Here is a 6,810-nt window from a genome sequence, read left to right on the forward strand (position 1 = left end):
CTGGAAATCTAGTGGTCAGCAACGGCCAGGCCAATTTCGTTTATTCTACTTGCTTGGGAACAAGTGTACTTGTCAACGCCCTGAAATACACATCCCCGAACGGCACGGTCTCATACATCAATCCGCTCACCTATAACAGCACGGGCGGGATTACGGGATATCAGGGCTCCACTGGCTACCAGCTCCCGGCCATATTCCGGGCGAAAGGCGCGCTGGAGGATCGAGGCCCTGAGCATGTGATCGTTGGCGAAGAGGGCCCGGAGCTGATTATTCCGGCCAAGTACACCGCGCTCATCACGGCGATGGCAGATGCTTTCGAGGCTTCTCCGGAAGACGAATTCGCTTCACTGTTCTCAGAAAAGAGCATAGTTGGCGCGAATAACAATATCATCAGAGCTTCACAGAAAGCAACACCTGAAGACGAATTCGCTTCACTGTTCTCAGAACCAGATATAATCAGCGCGAATAACAATATCATCCGATCTTCACAGAAAGCAACACCTGAAGACGAATTCGCTTCACTGTTCTCAGAACCAGATATAATCAGCGCGAATAACAATATCATCCGATCTTCACAGAAAGCAACACCTGAAGACGAATTCGCTTCACTGTTCGAAGATTCTCAGCACATAGTGAACCCGAAAGTGAATCAGTATGCCAACATCCGCGCGCCTGATATGATTCTGCCTGCTAGAGCAGGGACGAAAGGAGAGCTGGCTTCGGTGGCAGGCGGCAGTTCTGCGAATATTGAGAATCTGTTGGAGAGGTTGCTGAAGGCGGTGGATGGCATGGGAATAGATGTGTTCCTGGACAGTGACAAAATCGGGACAAAGATCATGAAGAAGATACAGAGAAAGCAGGGGGCGAGCTTCTAATGGCTACAGCGAGACTGGGACTGAGCACGCTGACGGCGGGCGTTTCGACGCGCGCGAACCTGATCAGCTACTGGAATGCGAATCTAGCAATTTTGGACAATACACTGACAACTAATGCGGGAACCTTGTTTGTGGTGGGGCATGGATCGGGCGTGATCACATCAAATGTCGCGGTCGGACGACTCGCCTTGAATTCGAATACTACAGGCGCGAATAACACTGCTATTGGAAAATACGCTTTGTACTCGAACACTACAGGCGCGAATAACACTGCCGTTGGGGATGGGGCAATGTACGTCAACACGACAGGGAACTATAATGTTGCTGTTGGAGCTTCTGCGTTGCATGATAACACGGGCGGTACCGAGAATACCGCTGTTGGCTGTGAGGCATTACAGCACAACTTGGCCGGGAAATACAATACTGCGGTAGGGAGAAACGCTCTGACGGTATGCACCGATGGGATCTCGAATACGGCAGTCGGGTATCGGGCGCTATTAGCCGTCACCACCGGAATTTCGAACACGGCAGTTGGCTCGTTTGCAGGGAATGCAATCACAACAGGGCAAAACGTAACTTGTATCGGGTACAATGCGCAAGCATCTACGGCCACCACAACGAATGAGATTGTGCTGGGGGATGCTAACATAGCGCGCCTGCGCTGCCAAGTGACTACCATCACCGCCCTTTCTGATGAGCGCGATAAGGCCAACATCGAGGATCTGCCTCTAGGCCTCGCATTCCTGCGAGACTTGAAGCCCCGGCGCTTCAACTGGCACAAGAGGATCAGGAACGAGGACGGCACCCTGGGAGAGCGCGGCGAGATCGGGGCGGTAGACTCCGGTTTCGTGGCCCAGGAGCTACAGGCCGCAGCCGAGACACACAGTGCTGAATGGATGGAGCTAATATTCTCCATGCAGGACGGCGAAGTGCTGGAAACCACCACAGGAAAGCTCCTGCCGGTGGCAATCAAGGCCATCCAGGAGCTAGCTGCAACGGTGGACGCGTTGACTGCCAGGATAGCGGCGCTAGAACCGGCCTGAACTATTTTTGAGGGAGTATGACTAAATCTAAGAAGCCTAAAGGAGCGAAGCCGCTCCCACCCAGGCGGGTGCTGATCGCCACGCCAGTAGCGGCTGATGCCTCGCTGAGCATCTATTATGTGGATAGTCTTACCAATTCGTTCAGGCTCGCTGCCCAGCAGAGGGTTGAACTCTATCCTGTCTATCTGGCAAATGATGTCCTGGTGCAGAGGGCAAGGAATAGCCTGATAGCCATTGCAATCGAGGCGGATGTAGACGATTTGATTTGGATCGACTCAGACATCCAATGGCAGCCCGATGACATTTTCAGACTGCTCAATTATCCGGTAGATGTCGTAGGCGGCACATATCGGAAAAAGACAGACGAGGAAGAGCAGTACCCGATCCAAATCCGGGGCAACTCGATACCGATTGATCCCTCTACCGGCCTGTTGGAAGTGGATGGCCTGGGCACGGGTATGCTCAGGATGTCCAAGAAGGCGCTGCAAGCCGTTTGGAATGATCCCACTTCCAAAAAATACCGGAACAAAGGCAATATCGAGAAATGGATCTGCGAGATTCTTCTAGAGCCAACCGAAGAGCCAGACGTTTTTGAGGTAATCAGCGAGGATATAGTCCTTTGTCACAAGCTCGCTGCACTCGGATTCAAGATCTACCTAGATCCGCTCTTGACCTGCAACCACGTAGGGTTGAAAGTCTATCAGGGCAACTTTGCCGAATACCTTGTGAAGCTACAAAAAGCAAACGCATAGGGACACTATGATAATCACCGTCGGCACTACCGATCTCTACACCTCCACCCTCCTTGAGAATGATGCCGTTCTCCTGGAGAATGATGCCGTCATTCTCGATGAGGCCTGGGCAGGGATCGCTCACCTCTGGAAACGCGGTAGCCTCGGCATCCATCACGCTATCGAGGAAGCCAGCACCGCCGATCTGATAGCCAAGGATGCAGCCGGTGCGTGGTCTTTCACCAAAGGCATGCAGGTCCTCATCCGGGAAATCGACGGCACGATGATCTTTGGCGGCGTGGTAGACACGGCAAAGAGAACGTCGCTCGGGGGCCTGTCCCACATGGTCTGGCACTCCCTGAGCTGTGCTGATTGGCACTATCTGGCCCAGAAGCGACTCGTAGTCTATGCAGCCACAGCCACCACCACAGACACCGCCGTGCGGTACATCCTCGATACCTATCTGGCTGAAGAAGATGTCACAGAGGGCTACATAGAGCCCGGCCCGGAGCTGGAAGAGATTGCCCTCAACTACGTGCTGGCGTCTACTGCGCTCGATAAGCTTGCGGAAGCCTCCGGCTTCATCTGGTTCATCGACGAAAATAAGAGACTGTACTTCTGCTCTCGGACCAGGTACGCAGCCGATTGGAGCCTTGCCAATTCCGATATCGAGCGGGACTCTCTGGAGCTGGAAGATGGCAACCCGAAGTACCGGAACCGGCAATATGTGATGGGGGCCTACGCAGAGACGGAACTGCAGACTGAGCAATTCCTGGGGGACGGCACCCAAAGCAGCTTCACCTGCGGCTATCCGATCAATAGAATTTCGACACTGACGGTCAATGGTGCACCCCAGACAGTGGGCATCAAGGGACTAGATACCGGCTACAATTGGTACTATACCAATGGCAGCGAGACATTTACGCAAGATTCTGCTGGTGTCAAGGTTCCGGCGGGGCAAGTAATCGAGATCGCTTACTATGGACTCTTCAAAAAACTCTCGATGCAAGAGGACAACACTGAGATCCTGGCGAACCAGGCGCGGGAAGGCGTCGGCAGTGGCATCGTTGAGAACATCCTCACTGATGAATCGCTATCCTCTGGTGATGCCGCCGACGAATACGCCAATGCGATGCTCACGGAGTATGCAGTGGCAGGGAAGCTCATCCGCTACAAGACCCGGAGAGCTGGCCTCGCCGCTGGCGTGATACAGGCTTGCCTCGATGAGGGTGATTTTCTCCTCACTTCGTTGGATATTTCTGAGAGCAACGACATCATCTACTATACAGTAGAGGGGGTGCAAGGGCCGGTACAGGAGTCCTGGGAGAAATTTTTTCTTGAAGCGTTCGCGTCTGTCTCAAAAATCCGTGAAAATCTAGGAGAGGGCGAGGCCGTCCGAGGCCTCACAGTCTTCATAAAGGAGTGGACGGAGGCGGAGCGGCCTAACATCTGGACAGAGGCCCCATTAGGCGCGGGCTTGCTGGTTTCTGACGACCGGTGGCCGTGCTTCGATCCAGAGGACAGGGTTACGCATCTCGTTTTAATCTCCGCTGCAGGGGAAGGCTTCAGAAAAGCCATCACCCTAAGCAATGACGATACCGAAGGACTACTTTCGACAGTGACCTACATCTCCGGCCCGGAGGCCAACGGCGTGCAATGGACGCATGTGGCCTGGGTGGGCGGAGATTCGGCGTCGTTGGTGGCTGGTAGTGGGGTGGAGATAGATAGGCAGGCGTTCTCGAAGCTGAAAACTTATTTGGAAAGTTTGCAATTGGACCACCGCGATTATGCGCCTGAATGATTGGGCTATGAATCCAGAAATCAACTTTTGATTATTTTCAAATTTTTCATTATCCAGAGGTGACTTTTATTTCTTATACTCCACACACATGGTTAGAACACACTGGCTCAGAGAGTGATAAACTCGGCTGGCTGAATCATGCGGAAACTCAGTATGATGAGATGACGGCACTTCTGAGCAGTCTGACTCACTTGGAGCGGTATTACACGAAAGCAGAATGTATCGCCAAATACTTCTCATCCACGAATAAGGCAGGATCAGTATGCGAAACTTTGGATGGTTACACCTATACGGATATCATGAACAATGCCATACCAAGTGGTGTTATCGCTATCTGGAGCGGTGCATTAAACACGATCCCAGCTGGTTGGGCGCGATGTGACGGTGATAACGATACGCCAAACTTATTGGGGAAATTCGTTATGTGCGTCGGCCCCGCCTCGTATCGAGGCAAGACAGGTGGCATTTCGACAATTACCACCGTTGCCACGGTTGAAATAGGCTCCTGCACCATTACAGATGCCCAAATGCCTGGTCATACCCATACTATAGTAGATTACCATTCTCCATTATCTAGCACCAAGAATGAAGAGTACTACACAGTCAATGGAGGCACATTCTACGGTTCCGGGCAGCATGATGAAATCAAGACCACGGGATACACCGGAAGCGGCCAGGGGCATACGCATGAAAATTCATCATTCGCCGGCACAATAGGCCAAAACAAGTTGCCACCGTGGGCATCCTACTATTATATAATGAAGCTGTGATATCTATGAGTTACACTCCTACTGTGTGGACGGTATCAACCGCGCCGACTGGAAAACGCCTCAATCATTTAGAAACGCAGTATGCCGGATACCTGGCCGAAGGAGTGGCCACGCACGCGCACGATGACGATTTTTATACGAAAGCCGAAGCAGACGCGATCTTCTTCTATTCTGGGCACATGGGCAGCGGCAGCGGGTTTGATGCAGACACTCTGGATTCGTCACACATCAGCGCCTTGCTTTCAGATACCCTGCCTATTGGCACCGTGCTCATTTGGAGTGGTTATGACAGCAATGTGCCCGCAAACTGGGCTCTCTGCACAGGACAGACGGTGAACGGACACGTGACCCCTAATCTACAAGATAGGTTCGTGATCGGCGCCGGGGGCGCATATGCCAATGGAGCAACCGGAGGCGCGGCAACCTTCACACCGACAGCGTCCTTGACCCTGGTAGAACATGCTCTGACAGAAAACGAGATGCCGTCTCATCAGCATTCCTACGTGGATGAATATAACCCGGATGGAGCTTACTCCGGAAGTGGTACACATGACACCAACCACGTTCCAACTTCGACCAATCGAACTACCTCTATCGTGGGAAACAACGGCACGTTAGGCGATGGTCAACCGCATAACCACATCGGGAATACCGTCGCCTTTGATCCGGTTAATGCCCTTCCCCAATATTATGCTTTGTATTTTATAATGAAGGTGAAACAGTAGATGGCCTATACAAAAACGCCCTGGACGACTGGCATGAGTTTGACCACCGCGCGGATGAACAACCTGGAAAGCCAGTGCGGGATCGCCATCTCTGAGTACAATTCTCATGGACATACGGACACTTTCTACACAGAGAGTCAGATGGCCGCCAATTTCTACGGCACCATCAACGACGGGCCCGGAAGCGGCATAGATGCTGATCTGATATATTCAGCATCAGGCAATCAGCACGCTGCGGCATTCAATGGCATGGCAACACCTTCGGGCCTCATAATCATGTGGTTCGGAGATCCAGCAAGCCCGCCAGCTGGTTGGACGCTATGTAGTAGTTCGCCCGATCTACGAGGCCGGATGGTTGTCGGGACCAGTGAGGACTATGCTCTAGGGAGTACGGGCGGGGCAGCGACATTTACAGCCGGGGGTTATGTGACTGTGACCACCCACACACTATCTATTAACGAAATACCCAACCATGCACATACATATCTAGATGCTCACTTGGAAACAGGAGTTCGAGCGATAGGCGATGTCTGGGAAGCGGTTTACCCCAGAGAACGCGCCGGCCCGCTATACACAACCACAACGGGCGGCGGGCAACCGCACGGACATAGCAACTCGATAAGCTTTCAGGCAGTTGCATCTATGCCGCCGTATTTTGCATTGTGCTTCTTGAAAAAAAATTAGCTATGCTGCACTGGCACTGACTTGCATATAAGTGATATTCCGGAAAATTTGAGGGAGTTGATTAAAACGATAACAGCGGACAACGTAAATGAGGCCTTCGACGATCTAGAGAAAGCCTTTCACACGCTTGAAAAAACCGAAGACAAGCAGGCAGAATGTATAGAGAGCATGAACAATTTCA

Annotated in this window: 7 protein-coding genes; all 7 read left to right on the plus strand. The window is 52.3% G+C overall.

Annotated elements, in window-relative coordinates; all coding sequences use genetic code 11:
• On the plus strand, positions 1–875 hold an 875-nt coding region (locus WC359_14155; GenBank protein MFA5401588.1), incomplete at its 5' end, for a hypothetical protein.
• The gene (locus tag WC359_14160) at positions 875–1,918 is read left to right on the plus strand and encodes a tail fiber domain-containing protein (protein ID MFA5401589.1); all 1,044 of its coding nucleotides are present in this window, start codon (positions 875–877) and stop codon (positions 1,916–1,918) included. The genes WC359_14155 and WC359_14160, both read left to right, overlap by 1 nt.
• Positions 1,919–1,935: 17 nt before the next feature.
• Positions 1,936–2,670: a hypothetical protein gene (locus WC359_14165; GenBank protein MFA5401590.1), complete on the plus strand. Its 735-nt coding sequence runs from the start codon at positions 1,936–1,938 to the stop codon at positions 2,668–2,670.
• 7 nt (positions 2,671–2,677) lie between these two features.
• On the plus strand, positions 2,678–4,450 hold the full coding sequence (locus tag WC359_14170; GenBank protein MFA5401591.1) for a hypothetical protein: 1,773 nt from the start codon (positions 2,678–2,680) through the stop codon (positions 4,448–4,450).
• A gap of 161 nt (positions 4,451–4,611) precedes the next feature.
• Positions 4,612–5,220, plus strand: coding sequence for a hypothetical protein (locus WC359_14175; protein MFA5401592.1), 609 nt, complete (start codon positions 4,612–4,614; stop codon positions 5,218–5,220).
• 5 nt (positions 5,221–5,225) lie between these two features.
• Positions 5,226–5,945, plus strand: a complete 720-nt coding sequence (locus tag WC359_14180) for a hypothetical protein (GenBank protein ID MFA5401593.1) — start codon at positions 5,226–5,228, stop codon at positions 5,943–5,945.
• A 33-nt stretch (positions 5,946–5,978) separates the two neighbouring features.
• On the plus strand, positions 5,979–6,629 hold the full coding sequence (locus tag WC359_14185; GenBank protein MFA5401594.1) for a hypothetical protein: 651 nt from the start codon (positions 5,979–5,981) through the stop codon (positions 6,627–6,629).
• Positions 6,630–6,810 lie beyond the last annotated feature (181 nt).

Source organism: Dehalococcoidia bacterium (assembly GCA_041653995.1).
Taxonomy (GTDB): domain Bacteria; phylum Chloroflexota; class Dehalococcoidia; order GIF9; family UBA5629; genus CAIMUM01.

Bases quoted from the DNA above. Each gene is read 5' to 3' on its own strand.
- WC359_14160 (MFA5401589.1), top strand. From the start codon at position 875: ATGGCTACAGCGAGACTGGGACTGAGCACGCTGACGGCGGGCGTTTCG.
- WC359_14165 (MFA5401590.1), top strand. From the start codon at position 1,936: ATGACTAAATCTAAGAAGCCTAAAGGAGCGAAGCCGCTCCCACCCAGG.
- WC359_14170 (MFA5401591.1), top strand. From the start codon at position 2,678: ATGATAATCACCGTCGGCACTACCGATCTCTACACCTCCACCCTCCTT.
- WC359_14175 (MFA5401592.1), top strand. From the start codon at position 4,612: ATGACGGCACTTCTGAGCAGTCTGACTCACTTGGAGCGGTATTACACG.
- WC359_14180 (MFA5401593.1), top strand. From the start codon at position 5,226: ATGAGTTACACTCCTACTGTGTGGACGGTATCAACCGCGCCGACTGGA.
- WC359_14185 (MFA5401594.1), top strand. From the start codon at position 5,979: ATGAGTTTGACCACCGCGCGGATGAACAACCTGGAAAGCCAGTGCGGG.